This window comes from Ruegeria sp. ABV4_181, assembly GCF_056158465.1.
Genome location: NZ_JBSWTI010000002.1, coordinates 1,602,209 through 1,617,760, shown reverse-complemented (window position 1 = coordinate 1,617,760; position 15,552 = coordinate 1,602,209). Strand labels below are relative to the sequence as shown.

General features: G+C 60.2%; 16 protein-coding genes. 6 read left to right on the top strand and 10 right to left on the bottom strand.

All coding sequences use genetic code 11. The features are described from left to right. Positions 1 to 51: 51 nt before the first annotated feature. The 3 genes from ACXAC3_RS07960 to ACXAC3_RS07950 are packed head-to-tail and all read left to right on the top strand — an operon-like array spanning position 52 to position 2,488. Entirely contained in the window at positions 52 to 984 is a 933-nt protein-coding gene (locus ACXAC3_RS07960; protein WP_475158486.1) for a bifunctional riboflavin kinase/FAD synthetase, read from the top strand. Further along, positions 981 to 1,454 (top strand): YcgN family cysteine cluster protein, encoded by a 474-nt coding sequence (locus tag ACXAC3_RS07955; protein WP_475158485.1) that lies wholly within the window; start codon positions 981 to 983, stop codon positions 1,452 to 1,454. Before ACXAC3_RS07960 ends, ACXAC3_RS07955 begins: the two co-directional genes overlap by 4 nt. Next, the gene (locus tag ACXAC3_RS07950) at positions 1,454 to 2,488 is read left to right on the top strand and encodes a threonine aldolase family protein (RefSeq protein ID WP_475158483.1); all 1,035 of its coding nucleotides are present in this window, start codon (positions 1,454 to 1,456) and stop codon (positions 2,486 to 2,488) included. The genes ACXAC3_RS07955 and ACXAC3_RS07950 overlap by 1 nt, the downstream gene beginning before the upstream one ends. Positions 2,489 to 2,516: 28 nt before the next feature. On the opposite strand, the gene ACXAC3_RS07945 is transcribed toward ACXAC3_RS07950, so the two are convergent. Both ACXAC3_RS07945 and ACXAC3_RS07940 read right to left on the bottom strand, forming a co-directional pair. Continuing rightward, positions 2,517 to 3,332 carry an alpha/beta fold hydrolase gene (locus tag ACXAC3_RS07945; protein ID WP_475158480.1) on the bottom strand — a complete coding sequence of 272 codons (816 nt, stop codon included), beginning with the start codon at positions 3,330 to 3,332 and terminating at the stop codon, positions 2,517 to 2,519. Continuing rightward, entirely contained in the window at positions 3,332 to 3,934 is a 603-nt protein-coding gene (locus ACXAC3_RS07940) for a DsbA family protein (protein ID WP_475158479.1), read from the bottom strand. Before ACXAC3_RS07940 ends, ACXAC3_RS07945 begins: the two co-directional genes overlap by 1 nt. A 107-nt stretch (positions 3,935 to 4,041) precedes the next feature. Between ACXAC3_RS07940 and ACXAC3_RS07935 the strand changes: the two genes are divergently transcribed. Continuing rightward, on the top strand, positions 4,042 to 5,061 hold the full coding sequence (locus tag ACXAC3_RS07935; protein ID WP_475158476.1) for a ribose-phosphate pyrophosphokinase: 1,020 nt from the start codon (positions 4,042 to 4,044) through the stop codon (positions 5,059 to 5,061). Positions 5,062 to 5,161: 100 nt separating this feature from the next. Here ACXAC3_RS07935 and ACXAC3_RS07930 read toward each other — a convergent pair whose 3' ends face one another. The 7 genes from ACXAC3_RS07930 to ACXAC3_RS07900 all read right to left on the bottom strand — a co-directional run bounded on the left by ACXAC3_RS07930 (position 5,162) and on the right by ACXAC3_RS07900 (position 11,535). After that, positions 5,162 to 5,512, bottom strand: coding sequence for an H-type lectin domain-containing protein (locus ACXAC3_RS07930; RefSeq protein WP_475158472.1), 351 nt, complete (start codon positions 5,510 to 5,512; stop codon positions 5,162 to 5,164). Between the two features lie 117 nt (positions 5,513 to 5,629). Continuing rightward, positions 5,630 to 6,040 carry a F0F1 ATP synthase subunit epsilon gene (locus ACXAC3_RS07925; RefSeq protein ID WP_475158469.1) on the bottom strand — a complete coding sequence of 137 codons (411 nt, stop codon included), beginning with the start codon at positions 6,038 to 6,040 and terminating at the stop codon, positions 5,630 to 5,632. 12 nt (positions 6,041 to 6,052) lie between these two features. Continuing rightward, positions 6,053 to 7,477 (bottom strand): F0F1 ATP synthase subunit beta, encoded by a 1,425-nt coding sequence (gene atpD / locus ACXAC3_RS07920; RefSeq protein WP_475158468.1) that lies wholly within the window; start codon positions 7,475 to 7,477, stop codon positions 6,053 to 6,055. A 20-nt stretch (positions 7,478 to 7,497) separates the two neighbouring features. After that, positions 7,498 to 8,376, bottom strand: a complete 879-nt coding sequence (locus ACXAC3_RS07915; RefSeq protein WP_475158466.1) for a F0F1 ATP synthase subunit gamma — start codon at positions 8,374 to 8,376, stop codon at positions 7,498 to 7,500. A gap of 12 nt (positions 8,377 to 8,388) precedes the next feature. Beyond that, entirely contained in the window at positions 8,389 to 9,927 is a 1,539-nt protein-coding gene (gene atpA, locus ACXAC3_RS07910) for a F0F1 ATP synthase subunit alpha (RefSeq protein ID WP_475158464.1), read from the bottom strand. Beyond that, on the bottom strand, positions 9,928 to 10,488 hold the full coding sequence (locus tag ACXAC3_RS07905) for a F0F1 ATP synthase subunit delta (RefSeq protein ID WP_475158460.1): 561 nt from the start codon (positions 10,486 to 10,488) through the stop codon (positions 9,928 to 9,930). It lies immediately after the preceding gene. Between the two features lie 312 nt (positions 10,489 to 10,800). Further along, positions 10,801 to 11,535: a methyltransferase domain-containing protein gene (locus ACXAC3_RS07900; protein WP_475158455.1), complete on the bottom strand. Its 735-nt coding sequence runs from the start codon at positions 11,533 to 11,535 to the stop codon at positions 10,801 to 10,803. A 61-nt stretch (positions 11,536 to 11,596) separates the two neighbouring features. Here ACXAC3_RS07900 and gloB point away from each other — a divergent pair, with 61 nt between their 5' ends. Next, positions 11,597 to 12,364, top strand: coding sequence for a hydroxyacylglutathione hydrolase (gloB, locus tag ACXAC3_RS07895; protein ID WP_475158452.1), 768 nt, complete (start codon positions 11,597 to 11,599; stop codon positions 12,362 to 12,364). Between the two features lie 171 nt (positions 12,365 to 12,535). Then, positions 12,536 to 14,860 carry an ATP-dependent Clp protease ATP-binding subunit ClpA gene (gene clpA, locus ACXAC3_RS07890; RefSeq protein WP_475158449.1) on the top strand — a complete coding sequence of 775 codons (2,325 nt, stop codon included), beginning with the start codon at positions 12,536 to 12,538 and terminating at the stop codon, positions 14,858 to 14,860. 80 nt (positions 14,861 to 14,940) lie between these two features. Here clpA and ACXAC3_RS07885 read toward each other — a convergent pair whose 3' ends face one another. Beyond that, on the bottom strand, positions 14,941 to 15,549 hold the full coding sequence (locus ACXAC3_RS07885) for a histidine phosphatase family protein (RefSeq protein WP_475158447.1): 609 nt from the start codon (positions 15,547 to 15,549) through the stop codon (positions 14,941 to 14,943). Positions 15,550 to 15,552 lie beyond the last annotated feature (3 nt).

Sequence of the window (15,552 nt, the reverse complement as noted above, 5' to 3'; positions counted from 1 at the left end):
CTGACCTCTCAGGCCCTTGAACAAGCGCACCAGTCCCGCTAGGCAGACGCCATGCGCATCATCCGGGATTTTCAGTTTGTCGAGCCTCAGGACCGCGGCGCCAGCGTGGCGATCGGGAATTTTGACGGCGTGCATGTCGGCCACCAGTCGGTGATCGAACTGGCGCGCAGCGCCGCTCCGTCCGCGCCGCTGGGCGTGCTGACATTCGAGCCGCATCCGCGGGAGTATTTTGCGCCTGACGCCCCGCCCTTTCGCCTGATGCGCGGCAACGCCCGCGCGCACCGTCTGGAAAAGCTGGGGGTGCGGAAGCTGTATGAATTGCCTTTCAACGCCGCATTGGCCGGGCTGTTGCCCGACGAGTTTGCCCGCAACGTGATTTGTGACGGGCTGGGCTTGTCCCACATCGTCGTAGGTGCCGATTTCTGTTTCGGCAAGGGGCGCAGCGGTACGGCGGGTGACATGGCCCGGTTCGGCCAACAGATGGGCTTTGGCGTGACCATCGCCCCCCTGATGGAACGGTCCGAGAATGTGGTTTCGTCCACCGCGATCCGCACGGCCCTGACCGATGGCCGCCCGCGCGACGCAGCGGCGATGCTGGGCCACTGGCACCGGATCGAGGGCGAGGTAATAGGCGGCGAACAACGGGGGCGCGAACTGGGTTTCCCCACAGCCAATATGTCCATCGAAGGGCTGCACCCGCCAAAATTCGGCGTCTACGCAGTGCTTGTCGATGTTCTGGACGGCCCCCATCAGGGCAGTTACCACGGCGCGGCCTCGGTGGGCACGCGGCCGATGTTTCAGGGCGAGGTTCCCAACATTGAAACCTTCCTGTTCGACTTTTCCGGCGATCTGTATGGCACCACTTTGTCCGTCGGTCTGGTCGACTACCTGCGCCCCGAGATGACATTCGACGGGCTGGACGGTCTGATCGCGCAGATGACAGCCGATTGCGACAAGGCCCGTACCCTTCTGGCAGAACTATGACCACCGACCCGATCGATCGCAACGGCCTGAGCCCCCGATTCTGGGAACGCAAACCGTTGACCAAAATGAACCAGCGCGAGTGGGAAGCGCTGTGCGACGGCTGCGGCAAGTGCTGCCTGAACAAGCTTGAGGATGAGGACAGTGGCGAAGTTGCGCTGACCTGCGTCGCCTGTCGGTTGCTGGACGACGAAACCTGCCGCTGCACGCAATACGACATCCGCCACCAGTTCGTGCCGGAATGTATCGTAATGAAGCCCGACAATATCGACGATCACGCCTATTGGCTGCCGCAGACCTGCGCCTATCGCCTACTGTGGGAAGGGAAACCTCTTTACGACTGGCATCCGTTGATATCTGGTACGCCGGACAGCGTGCACGCTGCCAGGATTTCGGTTCAGGGGCGCACGGTGTCAGAGTTCGAAACGCCCATCGAAGAATGGGAAGACTATATCATCGAGGAGCCCAGCTGATGTATTTCGCTTCTGACAATTCCGGCCCGGTCCACCCGCAGGTCATGGCCGCATTGAACGAAGCCAACCAGGGCTATCAGATGGCCTATGGGGCTGACACGCTGATGAACGAGGTGCGCGATCGCATCCGGGGCATCTTTGAGGCGCCGGGCGCGGCGGTCTATCTGGTGGCCACCGGCACCGCCGCAAATGTGCTGGCGCTGGCAACATTGGCCAAGCCATGGGAGACGGTTTTCTGTTCTCCCGTCGCCCATATCCACGAGGATGAGTGCAACGCGCCGGAATTCTACAGCGGCGCGAAACTGACGCTGGTGCCCGGTGACGACAAGATGGAGCCCGAGGCCCTGCGCCGGTCTATTCTGGCCGAGGAAACCCGCGGCGTGCATGGCCCTCAGCGGGGCCCGGTTTCGATCACACAGGTAACCGAGCGCGGGTCAGTCTATTCTCTGGCCGAGCTGCAGGCGCTGTGCGGCGTCGCCAAGGAATACGACCTGCCGGTGCATCTGGACGGCGCGCGGTTCACCAACGCGCTGGTGGCGCTGAACTGTTCGCCGGCCGAGATGACATGGAAAGCGGGCGTGGATGCCGTCAGCTTCGGCGGCACCAAGAACGGGCTGATGGGGGTCGAAGCGGTCGTGTTCTTTGACGAATCCAAGGCCTGGGAATTTGAACTGCGCCGCAAGCGGGGCGCGCATCTGTTTTCCAAGCACCGCTATCTGTCGGCTCAGATGGCGGCGTATCTTCAGGACGACCTGTGGCTGAAACTGGCGCGTCAGGCGAATGACAACTGCGCCCGGCTGGCCGAGGGGCTGCGGGCAAAAGGGGCGTCGTTCCTGCACGAACCGCAGGCCAATATGATCTTTGCCCGGTTCTCGCGCGCGCGGCACAAACAGCTGCACAAGGCCGGGGCCGTCTATCACCTGTGGGGGGCAGAACTGGACGGGGGCGACGACGCGGAAATCCTGGCCTGCCGTCTGGTGTGCGACTGGTCCATCAGCGCCGGGGAAATCGACAGGTTCCTGTCCCTGCTTTGACGAACGGCGATACTGCGCCAACTCAGTTTCAGGTATCCACCGCCGGGAGCTGACTCCAGAATTGCCGCACCAGAACCGCGGTTTCCTTCGGATGGGAAATCGGCACCATATGCCCGGCCCCGTCGACCCGCGCGCAGGCTGCGTTGGGCAGCCTTTGCGCCAAACCCCGGCAAACGGCGGGCATGACCGGGTGCGACTTCGAACCGCTCACGATCAGGGTGGGCATATTGGCGCGATCCAGAACTCCGGCCTCCAGAAATCCGGTTTTGTCCTGAAAAAGCACGTCTTCGACAGCAGGCACAACATGCACGCCCCGGACCATCGCCGCGCGTGTATGCTCCGGCAAGTCCGGCCAACGCGGGCTGTCGTCCGTGCTCCACAACCGGTTGAACAACCGCGCGGCCAGCGCCATGTCACCAGCGGCAAGGGCGGCCTCATAGGGGCCGGCGTCGTCACCATGCTGCGCCAGCAGGTCCGGTGCATCCTGCGCGGCGATGGCAAAGAAAACCGGTTCGATCAGAACGGCGCTGCGGACCAGATCGGGATGTTCCACCGCCAGCCGCAACGCGATCATGGCGCCGAAGGAATGGCCGATGACATCCACCGGCCGGGTTATCTGCCCTGCGGTGCACGCAGTGACCAGATCGAAATAGTCGCCCTGCCCGTCCCAGTCCGGGCTGCGGCCGTGGGACAGCATATCCGGCGCGGTCAGCTGAGCCTCGCCCTCCAGTGCCAAAGCCAGACCTGACCAGGCCCCGGAATGGGCGATGGTGCAATGCAGGGCCAGAACATTGCGGGTGCCCTGCCCCAACGTTCGGACAAAAACCGAAGGCAAGGGGCTCACTATCCTTTCAGTTCCGCCAGATGCCGGTCCAGATCATCCAGCCGATCCTGCCCCCAGAACCGCTGATCATCTTCGGTGATGTAAAACGGCGCGCCAAAGACCCTGCGGTCGACAGCCTCCTCCAGATTGGCGGCATAGGTTTCTGCACCGACAAGCAAACCGCTGTCGGCAAGCCCCGGGTCAAACCCGGCCTGCGTCAGACACTCGCGGATCACATCGTCCTGCGCGATATCCTTCTCTTCAGCCCAGCAGGCGCGCAGAATGGAATGGACCAGCTTGCCCACATCCCCCGATCCGTCCCTGGTCGCCGCAATCACGGCGTAAGAGGAAGGCGCCATATTGGTCGGCCAATGCGCAGGCTGAAGGTTGAACTTCATCCCCAGATTTTTCGATTGCCGCAGCAACTCCTGCGCGCGGTATTCGATGCGCGAAATGTGCCGATCCTTCGGCGGCGTGCCCCCGGTCCGCCCGAACAAGGCAATAAGATCCAGCGGTTTGTAATTGATCGACGCGCCGTGTTTGGCCGCAATCTCTTCCAGCCGCGTCCCGGCCAGGTAGGAATAAGGCGAGAGTGTCGCAAAAAAGTAGTCAATATCGGCCATGTGCACTTTCTCCGCTGCGAAATCTTTGCTGGACGGTAAGGCCATGCTAAGCGGTGTCAACATCACGAATCTGTCACATTGCCATTGCTGCCCGGGGACTTCAGCCGATGCCGACACTCAACGAACCCAAGCTCATCGCTGGGAACGCAAACCTTCCGCTTGCCGAAACAATCTCGCGCCGCATGAGCCTGTATCGCGGTGTCGATCAGGGCCTGGTCGATGCGCGGGTTGAACGGTTCAATGATGGCGAGATTTTCGTCGAAGTGTTCGAGAATGTCCGGGGAGAGGATATGTTCATCGTCCAGCCGACCTCGAACCCGGCCAATGACAATCTGATGGAATTGCTGATCATCGCCGACGCGCTGCGCCGGTCGTCGGCACAACGCATCACCGCCGTGATCCCCTATTTTGGCTATGCCCGTCAGGACCGCCGCACCAAGGCCCGCACGCCTATTTCCGCCAAGCTGGTGGCCAACATGCTGACCGGAGCGGGGATCGAGCGGGTGCTGACCATGGATCTGCATGCCGCACAGATTCAGGGTTTTTTCGATATTCCGGTCGACAACCTCTATGCTTCGCCGATCTTTGCGCTGGACGTGAAAAACCAGTTCAAGGACCAGATGGACGAGATCATGGTCGTTTCGCCCGACGTCGGCGGCGTCGCACGCGCGCGCGAACTGGCCAAGCGGATCAACGCCCCCCTGTCGATCGTGGACAAGCGCCGCGAAAAGGCCGGTGAGGTGGCCGAGATGACTGTGATCGGTGACGTTAAGGACAAGATCTGCCTGATCGTCGACGACATGTGCGACACGGCCGGTACACTGTGCAAGGCGGCGCAGGTGCTGCTGGATAACGGCGCGAAAGAGGTTCATTCCTACATCACTCACGGCGTGATGAGCGGCCCGGCAGTGGAACGGGTGACAAACTCGGTCATGAAATCTCTGGTGCTGACCGATACGATCCAGCCTACCAAAGAGATCGCCAAGGCGAAGAACATCCGCATCGTGCCCACCGCGCCGATCTTTACGCAAGCGATCCTGAACATCTGGAACGGCACCAGCGTGTCGTCTCTGTTCGAGGATAAGACACTGACACCGATTTACGAGTCGATGTACCACATGGATTGAAGTCTATGGGGGCGGCAGTTTCCGCCGCCCCAACTTCTGCTTTAGGCGGCTAGGGTCAGGAATAGTCGCCTAAATCGAATTAGTTCCGAAGATTTGATCGTTAGGAAATATCCCAGTCATCCGGGTGCGCAACCTCGCCTATCGCGGTCCACGTCACCCGTATCCGCGCGATACGTGTGTCTGACCACGTGCGGAACACGGCGTCGAAGCCTTCCGGCGTGACGCCTTCGGCCGCCACTTCGGCGCGCAGGGCCGAGGTTGTGTCAACATCCCACAGCGAAATACCTATTTGAACCAAGGGTGCCGAGCGAAACCGCTGGCTGAAGGTGATGGCCGAGCGACGCTCTCTCGGGCCTTCGCCGGTCCACATGTCGCCGCCGTCGGCGAAGTCGGAAAACAGCACGGCCTCGCCCTGATCAATGCCAATGGGATGGGTTCGAAAAGTTCTCATTTTGTCGTCTTTATCTATGAATTTCCAAACCTTATCCCGGCGCCTCCGCAAAATCACGACAAAAAAAAACGGCCCCGCCAAGGCAGGGCCGTTTCGCAAATCTAAGCGCATTTTGCCTTACAGGCTCATATGCGTCCCAAGGGCTTCCATGTCGGCCAGCAGCTTGGCGGCATCGTCGACGATGGTCTGATCCTCGCCGGTTTTTGCCGCCTCGTGCGAGGCGCGCGCCTCGGCGATCAGGTCGTCCAGATGCGACCGGGTCACCTCGGCCACCGGAATGGCCTTTTCGGCCAGAACCGACAGGCTGTCGCCGTTGATCTGGGCAAAACCGCCAGTGACCAGATATTCACTGGAGCCTTCGGGTGCCTCGACCTTCAGGATGCCCGGGCGCAGAGTGGTGATGGTGGGGGCATGATCGGGCATTGCCGTCATGTCCCCGTCCGCGCCGGGAATCTGGACCGCGCTGGCCTCAAGCGAAGCAAGGCTCCGCTCGGGGCTGACGAGGTCGAATTGCATCGTGTTTGCCATCAGGGATACTCCTTAGGCGGCTTCTGCGGCCATCTTTTCCGCTTTGGCGATCACTTCTTCGATGCCGCCAACCATCAGGAAGGCCGCTTCGGGCAGGTGATCGTATTCGCCAGCGACAACCGCTTTGAACGACGAGATGGTCACATCCAGAGGAACCTGAACGCCCGGCGAGCCGGTGAAAACCTCGGCCACGTCGAACGGCTGCGACAGGAAGCGTTCGATCTTACGGGCACGGGCCACGGTCAGTTTGTCCTCTTCCGACAGTTCGTCCATGCCGAGGATGGCGATGATGTCCTGCAGCGACTTGTAGCGCTGGAGGATCTGCTGAACGTCGGTCGCAACCTTGTAGTGCTCTTCGCCAACGATGGCCGGATCGAGCAGGCGCGAGGTCGAGTCGAGCGGGTCAACCGCCGGGTAGATACCCTTTTCCGAGATCGCACGGTTAAGAACGGTGGTCGCGTCCAGGTGCGCAAACGAGGTTGCCGGCGCAGGGTCGGTGAGGTCGTCCGCAGGCACGTAGATCGCCTGCACCGAGGTGATCGAGCCCGACTTGGTCGAGGTGATACGTTCCTGCAGGGCGCCCATGTCGGTGGCCAGCGTCGGCTGGTAGCCCACCGCGGAAGGAATACGACCCAGCAGAGCGGAAACCTCGGAACCCGCCTGCGTGAAGCGGAAGATGTTGTCGACGAAGAATAGAACGTCGGTACCGGACTGGTCGCGGAACTGCTCGGCCAGGGTCAGACCGGTTAGAGCAACACGCGCGCGCGCTCCGGGAGGTTCGTTCATCTGACCGTAAACCAGAGCCACTTGGCTTTCCGACAGGTTGTCCGGCTTGATCACGTTCAATTCGATCATTTCCCAGTACAGGTCGTTGCCTTCACGGGTCCGTTCACCAACGCCCGCAAACACCGAGAAGCCGGAGTGTACTTTGGCGATGTTGTTGATCAGTTCCATGATCAGAACGGTTTTACCAACGCCGGCGCCGCCGAACAGGCCGATTTTACCGCCTTTGGCGTAGGGGGCCAGCAGGTCAACAACCTTGATACCGGTAACCAGAACTTCCGACTCGGTCGACTGTTCGTCAAAGGTCGGCGCGGGCTGGTGGATCGCGCGGGCTTCGGTCGCTTCAACCGGGCCTTTTTCGTCGATCGGCTCACCGACCACGTTCAGGATGCGGCCCAGCGTGGCGTTACCAACCGGCACCGAGATCGGGCCGCCGGTGTCGGTTACCACTTCGCCACGGACCAGACCTTCGGTCGCGTCCATCGCGATGGTGCGGACGGTGTTTTCACCCAGGTGCTGAGCAACTTCCAACACCAGGCGCTTGCCGTTGTTGGTGGTTTCCAGCGCGTTCAGAATTTCAGGCAGTGCGTCATCGAAGTGCACGTCGACGACGGCCCCGATGATCTGTGTGACTTTGCCTTTTGCATTCGCCATGTTTCGTCTCCGGTATGTCTCTACAGCGCTTCGGCGCCGGAAATAATTTCAATCAGCTCGTTGGTGATCACGGCCTGACGCGAGCGGTTGAACTGGATCGTCAGCTTGTCGATCATCTCACCCGCGTTGCGTGTCGCGTTGTCCATCGCGGACATCCGTGCACCCTGTTCAGACGCTCCGTTTTCGAGCAGAGCCGAGAAGATCGCGGTCGCAACCCCCTTGGGCAGCAAGTCGGCCAGAATGGCCTCTTCGCTGGGCTCGTAATCGAAGATGGCACCGCTGTCGTCATCCGTCGCTTCGTCTTCGAACGAGGCTGGGATGACCTGCTGTGCCGTCGGGATCTGGGTCACGACGTTGACGAACTTCGAGTAGAAGATCGTGGCAACGTCGAACTCACCCCCGTCAAAGCGGGACAACACGTCCTTGGCGATGTCCTGCGCGTTGGAATAGCCCAGACGCTTGACTTCGCTCAGGTCCACATGTCCGACGAACAGATCGCCCAAATCGCGCTTGAGCGCGTCGCGGCCCTTCTTGCCGACGGTCAGAACCTTGACCGTCTTGCCCTTGCCGCGCAGCTCGTCCGCCTTGGCGCGGGCAAGCTTGGCGATGTTCGCGTTGAAGCCGCCGCACAGGCCGCGTTCAGCTGTCATCACAACCAGCAGATGGACATCATCGCTGCCCGTACCACGGAGCAGCTTGGGGGCGCTGTCGCTGCCCCCGACCGACGCCGCCAGCCCCGCCATCACGGCATTGAACCGTTCGGCATAGGGGCGCGAGGCTTCGGCAAATTCCTGGGCGCGGCGCAGTTTTGCTGCCGCGACCATCTGCATGGCCTTGGTGATCTTGCGGGTCGATTTGACCGACTCGATCCTGTTTTTAAGGTCCTTCAGACTAGGCATCGGAACCTCCTATCAAGCGAAGGTTGCGGCGTATTCGTCGATCGCTGCCTTGATCTTGTCGGACGCTTCACCTTTGACCTTCGGATCTTCGTCGGTGATCCACTTCAGCAGGTCAGCGTGCTTGCCGCGCAGATGCGCCAGCAGACCAGCCTCATAGCGGCCAACATCTGAGACGTCGATCTTGTCGAGGTAACCGTTAGTGCCTGCAAAGATGACGCAGACGATTTCGGCGTTGGTCAGCGGCGAGTACTGCGGCTGTTTCATCAGCTCGGTCAGGCGCGCACCACGGTTCAGCAGCTGCTGAGTTGCGGCGTCGAGGTCTGAACCAAACTGCGCAAACGCAGCCATTTCGCGGTACTGAGCCAGTTCCAGTTTAACCGGACCAGCAACCGACTTCATCGCATCGGTTTGAGCCGAAGAGCCCACACGCGAAACCGACAGACCAGTGTTCACAGCAGGGCGGATGCCTTGGTAAAACAGTTCGGTTTCCAGGAAGATCTGACCGTCGGTGATCGAGATCACGTTGGTCGGAATAAACGCGGAAACGTCTCCACCTTGCGTTTCGATAACCGGCAGAGCGGTTAGCGAGCCTGCACCGAAGTCTTCGTTCAGCTTCGCCGAACGCTCCAGCAGACGGGAGTGAAGGTAGAAAACGTCACCAGGATAGGCTTCACGTCCGGGCGGACGGCGCAGCAGCAGCGACATCTGACGATAGGACACAGCCTGTTTCGACAGGTCATCATAGATGATCAGAGCGTGGCGGCCATTGTCGCGGAAGTACTCGGCCATCGCAGTCGCGGCGTAAGGCGCCAGGAACTGCATCGGCGCCGGATCGGACGCTGTCGCAGCCACAACGATCGAGTAGTCGATTGCGCCGGACTCTTCCAGTTTCTTCACCAGCTGCGCAACGGTCGAACGCTTCTGACCAACCGCAACGTAAACGCAGTACAGTTTCTTGGACTCGTCGTCGCCGGCGGCTTCGTTGTAAACTTTCTGGTTCAGGATGGTGTCCAGAGCAACGGCGGTCTTGCCGGTCTGACGGTCACCAATGATCAGTTCCCGCTGGCCACGGCCGATCGGGATCATCGCGTCAACCGATTTCAGGCCGGTTGCCATCGGCTCGTGCACCGATTTACGCGGGATGATGCCCGGGGCTTTGACGTCTGCAACGCCACGCTTGGAGGCGTTGATCGGGCCTTTGCCGTCCAGCGGGTTGCCCAGACCGTCTACAACGCGGCCCAGCAGCTCGTCACCGATCGGAACGTCCACGATCGAGTTGGTGCGCTTGACAGTGTCACCCTCTTTGATGTCACGGTCGGACCCGAAGATAACGACACCCACGTTGTCGCTTTCCAGGTTCAGGGCCATGCCCATGATGCCGCCGGGGAATTCGACCATCTCACCCGCTTGCACGTTGTCCAGGCCGTATACACGGGCAATCCCGTCACCGACGCTCAGCACGCGGCCGATCTCGGCCACTTCGGCTTCCTGACCAAAATTCTTGATCTGGTCCTTCAGGATTGCAGAAATCTCTGCAGCTTGGATTCCCATTTATCCGACCTCTTTCATTGCATTCTGTAGGGAGTTCAGCTTCGAACGGATCGAACTGTCGATCATTTTCGAGCCCACTTTAACGACAAGACCGCCGATGAGGCTTTCATCCACGGTCGCATTGATTGTCACGGTCTTGCCCACACGCTCGGACAGCGTCTTGGACAGTTTTTCCAGTTGTGTCTTGGTCAGCGCCTTGGCCGAGGCGACATCGGCAGTCACTTCGCCACGCTCATCCGCCAGCATGTCGCGCAGTACCTGCACCAGCTGCGGCACCACGAAAAGGCGGCGTTTCTGCGCCATCAGGCCCAGCGTATTGCGCAGGATCGGGTTCAGACCCATTTTGTCAGCGATTGCGGTGATCGCGCCTTCCTGTTCGGCACGCGAAACCAGAGGCGACGCGATCAGGTCGCGCAATTCGGCGCTTTCGCCCAAAGCTGCTGCCAGATCGTTGATTCCGGTTTCCAGACCTGCAAGGTCGTTATTCTCTTTGGCGATCTCGAAGATCGCGGTGGCATAGCGCTCGGCAATGCCTGTGGAAATCGAAGCTGGTTCGGACACGTCCACCCTTCCGATATTTTGGGCCCCGAATTCGCGTTGCGGCAGCTACCCCGGGGGCGTGAAGAAACCCCGTCCATGCGGCCGGGGATCAAAATCACCGGGGATGTAGCAGAGGCGAACCCAGCTAGCAATATATTATCACGGGAAGCGTTTTATCCACAAAGTCATTGTTTTCAGACGCTTACGCCAAGTGCGACCCTTTGGTGCGCCTGAAACGAGGGAAAAATGTTACCAAACTGTAGGTTTTTGCGATTCCTGTGACCTTTTTTCCGCAATTTCACAGTTTGAAGCGTCGCAAAACGAGACATTTTTCTATGCTGGCTTCAACAGACCGTCCAGCGCTTTGATCGGGCGTCGTTCCCTGTCCTTGGTGACGCTGCCGCTGGGTGGCCGGATATGCTTGGTGACTTCAACCATCAGAACACCGCCCGCCATGACCGTCGGCACACGCTGACCGGTTTTTTCGATCAGACTGCCTGATTTCAACCAAAATCGACGGAATGACGGCGGCAGATACAGCGCGGAACAATGGTTCTCGGGAAGGAAGTGATGCGCCTTGAGCTGGCCCTCCAACTGCGATGCCGAATAGGGACGCCCAAAGCCAAAGGGCGTTCGGTCGGTGCGCGACCAGAGACCGGCCCGGTTCGGCACAACAAACAGGGCGCGACCACCCGGCCCCAGAACCCGCCAGCATTCGTTCAGCAATTCGCTGGGGCGGCTTGAGGTCTCAAGCCCGTGCATGACAACCAGCTTGTCCACATGGCCGGTTTCGATGGGCCAGAGCGTCTCTTCAGTCAGCACGGAAACATTGGGCATCCCGGCCGGCCAGGGCATCACCCCCTGCGGGCCGGGCATCAGGCCGATCACACGTCGCGCATCCGCCAGATAAGGCCGCAGCAGCGGAACCGCGAATCCAAAGCCGACCACAGTCTGACCCTTTGCTTCGGGCCACAGATCGACCAGCCGCCCGCGGATCGCGGCCTGTGCGGCCCGACCCAGGGTGCTGCGATAGTAAAAATTCCTCAGATCCTGCACATCAAGATGCATTGCGGACACCCGGTCAATCGGCTTAGCTGAGCGCAGTCTAGCAACGAAAAGGCAAAAGGCCATGCCTCTTGAGATCGTCACCATTCCCTGTCTCAGCGACAATTACGCATTTCTGGCGCATGATGCCGCAACCGGGGACACCGCGCTGGTCGATGCCCCCGAAGCCGCGCCGATTCTGACTGAACTGGCGGCACGGGGGTGGACCCTGTCGCATGTTCTGCTGACCCACCACCATTGGGATCACGTCGATGGGCTGGCCGACATCCTAAACCAGCATCCCGCACAGGTGATCGGCGCTGCCGCCGATGCCCACCGGCTGCCGCCTCTGGATCAGCAGGTCAACGAAGGCGATACGTTCGAAATCGGTGGTGAGCCCGTCCAGGTGATCGATGTCTCTGGTCACACGGTCGGCCACGTTGCCTACTACCTGCCGCAAAGTGCAGTGGTTTTCACCGCCGACAGCCTGATGGCACTGGGTTGCGGTCGCCTGTTCGAAGGAACCGCACCGCAAATGTGGGCCTCACTCAGCAAGCTCGCCGCCCTGCCGGACGAAACAATTGTGTGTTCTGGACACGAATATACACAATCCAACGCCAAATTTGCGGTGACCGTCGATCCCGACAACGCCGCATTACAGCAACGCGTGGCCGATATCGATCGCCTCCGCGCTGCCGGAGAATCCACGGTTCCGTCATCTCTGGCGCTGGAAAAAGCCACAAACCCGTTTCTGCGCGTCGCCGATCCGGCAATTCAGGCACATCTTGGCATAGAAAACGCCGATCCCGCTGCCGTTTTTGCCGAAGTGCGGGCTAGAAAAGACCGGTTCTAGCGCCTATTTCGATCTCTTCACGGCCACGGTCACGTGAAATGTGACTGTCAAGTGAAAGAAAACCCTTGAAGCCGGGCCACGATCAACCAAACTCTAATAGTATGAGGACATGGTTGGAGGGGGTTTCCGGCCGAAGCCTGCCCCTTCGACCCAAGACAGAGGAGCACCCGCGTGCCTTCATTCTCGAGCACATTAGAACAAGCCATTCACGCGGCCCTGGCGGCGGCGAATGAACGGCGCCACGAATTCGCAACGCTGGAGCATCTGTTGCTGGCGCTGCTTGAGGAACCTGACGCCATTCGCGTCATGAAAGCCTGCAGCGTCGATCTGGACGAGTTGCGCAGCACTCTGGTCGAATTCATTGACGAAGACCTTTCCAATCTGGTCACCGATATTGACGGATCCGAAGCCGTACCCACAGCCGCGTTCCAGCGCGTCATCCAGCGCGCTGCGATCCACGTTCAAAGCTCGGGCCGGACCGAAGTGACCGGGGCCAATGTTCTGGTTGCCATCTTCGCCGAACGCGAAAGCAATGCGGCCTATTTCCTGCAGGAACAGGACATGACCCGCTATGACGCGGTGAACTTCATTGCGCATGGCGTCGCCAAGGACCCGGCCTATGGCGAAAGCCGCTCGGTCTCTGGCGCGGATCAGGTGGAGGAAGAGGTTCAGTCCAGCTCGGGCGAAGGCGAGCAGAAGGAAAGCGCGCTGGGTAAATACTGCATCGATCTGAACGCGAAATCGCGGGCGGGTGATGTCGATCCGCTGATCGGCCGCGCCGATGAGGTTGAACGCTGCATTCAGGTTCTCTGCCGCCGCCGCAAGAACAACCCGCTGCTGGTGGGGGATCCGGGCGTGGGCAAAACCGCCATCGCCGAAGGTCTTGCGCACAAGATCGTGGCCGGTGAGGCGCCTGACGTGCTGTCGGAAACCACCATCTATTCGCTGGACATGGGCGCGTTGCTGGCCGGTACCCGCTATCGCGGTGATTTCGAGGAACGGCTCAAGGCGGTTGTGACCGAGTTGGAAGATCACCCCGACGCGGTGCTGTTCATCGACGAGATTCACACCGTGATCGGTGCCGGTGCCACTTCGGGCGGCGCGATGGATGCGTCGAACCTGCTGAAACCTGCCCTGCAGGGCGGCAAGCTGCGCACCATGGGATCGACCACGTATAAGGAATTCCGTCAGCACTTCGAAAAGGACCGCGCGCTGAGCCGCCGGTTCCAGAAGATTGACGTGAATGAGCCTTCGGTCGAGGACAGCGTGAAGATCCTGCGCGGTCTGAAACCCTATTTCGAAAAGCATCACGAGATTAAGTACACCGCCGATGCGATCAAAACCGCAGTTGAGCTTTCGGCCCGCTACATCAACGACCGCAAGCTGCCGGACAAGGCCATCGACGTGATTGACGAGGCCGGCGCGGCACAGCATCTGGTCGCGGAAAGCAAACGTCGCAAGACCATCGGCGTGAAGGAAATCGAGGCCGTGGTCGCCAAGATCGCCCGCATCCCGCCCAAGAACGTCACCAAGGACGATGCCGAGGTTCTGAAAGACCTCGAAGCCTCGCTGAAACGGGTGGTGTTCGGTCAGGACGAAGCCATCGAAGCACTGTCCAGCGCGATCAAGCTGGCCCGTGCCGGTTTGCGCGAACCAGAAAAACCCATCGGCAACTACCTGTTCGCCGGTCCGACCGGTGTGGGCAAGACCGAAGTGGCGAAACAACTGGCGGATACGCTGGGTGTGGAACTGCTGCGCTTTGACATGTCGGAATACATGGAGAAACACGCGGTTTCCCGTCTGATCGGTGCGCCTCCGGGTTATGTGGGCTTCGATCAGGGTGGCCTGCTGACTGATGGCGTCGATCAGCATCCGCATTGCGTGCTGCTGCTGGACGAGATCGAGAAAGCCCATCCAGACGTGTTCAATATCCTGTTGCAGGTGATGGACCACGGTGAATTGACCGACCACAACGGCCGCACTGTGAACTTCCGCAACGTGGTGTTGATCATGACCTCGAACGCGGGCGCGCAAGAACAGGCCAAGGCTGCCATCGGCTTTGCCCGTGACCGGCGCGAAGGCGAAGATACCGCCGCGATCGAACGCATGTTCACGCCGGAATTCCGCAACCGTCTGGACGCGGTGATTTCCTTCGCGCCGCTGCCGAAAGAGGTCATCCTACAAGTGGTCGAGAAATTCGTCCTGCAGCTTGAGGCGCAGTTGCTGGATCGCAACGTGACAATCGACCTGACGCCCAAAGCCGCCGAATGGCTGGCCGACAAGGGCTATGACGACAAGATGGGCGCGCGTCCGCTGGGCCGCGTGATCCAGGAACACATCAAGAAACCTCTGGCCGAGGAGTTGCTGTTCGGCAAGCTGGCCAAGGGCGGTGTGGTCCGTGTGTCGGTCAAGAAAGGCGAACTGGATCTGGAGATTCTGGGCCCCGATCAGCCACGCATTCCGGGGGACAAACCGCCATTGCTGACAGCGGATTAATCTCCCCCTTCAAAATTTCAAAGCCCGCTGTCCTTCAGCGGGCTTTTTCTTTGCAACCGATCCGTAAAGGGCCGCTTGGTTCATGACCCATACAGCGTTTCCATCGGACGCCACGGTTGCAGGGGCTTCATTCGATCCAGATCGAACTGGAACCAGTTGCCTCCACCTCCGGGACTCTGATCATGTTTCCGGCTAATCGGCAGACCTGACAGTGCGCAGTAGAGCAGCGTGCCGACACCGCCATGCCCGACAAAAAGGATGTCGCCCTCCCCCGGTTCCGACAAAAAGCGCGAAACTGCGCGCATGATGCGCCCCTGAACATCTACCGCCCTTTCCCAACCTCTGACGCTGTCCTCAGGGGTGGCAAAAAACTGATCGGCAACAGCCTCAAATTCGTCTGCCGGCAAATAACCTGTGGCGCTGCGATCAATCTCGTGCATGTCCGGACGTAGCTCGGCCTGCAACCCCAGGGCAGCCGCCAGAGGTTTGGCGGTTTCAATCGCCTTGGTCTCGGTGCTGCTGATCACCCGCCTTGTCCGCCGCAACACGCCAAGGTCTTGGGCCAGGTCAGCCACGCGGGATCTGCCAAGATCGTTCAGCGACCAGTTCGGAACGTCCACAGCGGGGTCAATCAGGACCTGCGGGTGGGTCAGATACCGCGCGACCCGGGTCTCAATCGCGGGTTTCACCGC

Bases quoted from the DNA above. Each gene is read 5' to 3' on its own strand.
- ACXAC3_RS07955 (WP_475158485.1), top strand. From the start codon at position 981: ATGACCACCGACCCGATCGATCGCAACGGCCTGAGCCCCCGATTCTGG.
- ACXAC3_RS07950 (WP_475158483.1), top strand. From the start codon at position 1,454: ATGTATTTCGCTTCTGACAATTCCGGCCCGGTCCACCCGCAGGTCATG.
- ACXAC3_RS07900 (WP_475158455.1), bottom strand. From the start codon at position 11,535: ATGCATCTTGATGTGCAGGATCTGAGGAATTTTTACTATCGCAGCACC.
- ACXAC3_RS07940 (WP_475158479.1), bottom strand. From the start codon at position 3,934: ATGGCCGATATTGACTACTTTTTTGCGACACTCTCGCCTTATTCCTAC.
- ACXAC3_RS07935 (WP_475158476.1), top strand. From the start codon at position 4,042: ATGCCGACACTCAACGAACCCAAGCTCATCGCTGGGAACGCAAACCTT.
- atpA (WP_475158464.1), bottom strand. From the start codon at position 9,927: ATGGGAATCCAAGCTGCAGAGATTTCTGCAATCCTGAAGGACCAGATC.
- ACXAC3_RS07915 (WP_475158466.1), bottom strand. From the start codon at position 8,376: ATGCCTAGTCTGAAGGACCTTAAAAACAGGATCGAGTCGGTCAAATCG.
- ACXAC3_RS07960 (WP_475158486.1), top strand. From the start codon at position 52: ATGCGCATCATCCGGGATTTTCAGTTTGTCGAGCCTCAGGACCGCGGC.
- atpD (WP_475158468.1), bottom strand. From the start codon at position 7,477: ATGGCGAATGCAAAAGGCAAAGTCACACAGATCATCGGGGCCGTCGTC.
- gloB (WP_475158452.1), top strand. From the start codon at position 11,597: ATGCCTCTTGAGATCGTCACCATTCCCTGTCTCAGCGACAATTACGCA.
- ACXAC3_RS07930 (WP_475158472.1), bottom strand. From the start codon at position 5,512: ATGAGAACTTTTCGAACCCATCCCATTGGCATTGATCAGGGCGAGGCC.
- ACXAC3_RS07925 (WP_475158469.1), bottom strand. From the start codon at position 6,040: ATGGCAAACACGATGCAATTCGACCTCGTCAGCCCCGAGCGGAGCCTT.